1 protein-coding gene is annotated in these 247 nt (G+C 52.2%); it reads left to right on the forward strand.

Features of this window, described 5'->3' with window-relative positions; translation table 11 throughout:
• Positions 1 to 30: 30 nt before the first annotated feature.
• On the forward strand, positions 31 to 247 hold a 217-nt coding region (locus R0J87_RS23280; RefSeq protein ID WP_498889338.1), incomplete at its 3' end, for a hypothetical protein.

A 247-nucleotide genomic window follows, 5' to 3' on the forward strand; every position in this document is an offset into this window, starting at 1 on the left:
GCATCCAATCTGCCCAGTGTCTGGAGCAATGTGTTTGCTGCCGCGCTGATAGCGCAGGCCAGCTTGAGCCATGAGGTTGTGGGAAGCGAAGAAGAATGGATACCGGGCAGTCTTAGCTTACAAATTATGCTGTGGGCCGGTTGTCTGTTATCACTCTCACTGATGTACCTGGCCGGTATGTTTCTCAATGATGCCTTTGACGCCAACTGGGACAGGCATAATAACAACGCCAGGCCAATCACTCAGG

Origin of the sequence: Halomonas sp. SIMBA_159 (genome assembly GCF_046536035.1) — a bacterium.
GTDB classification, from domain to species: domain Bacteria; phylum Pseudomonadota; class Gammaproteobacteria; order Pseudomonadales; family Halomonadaceae; genus Vreelandella; species Vreelandella venusta_A.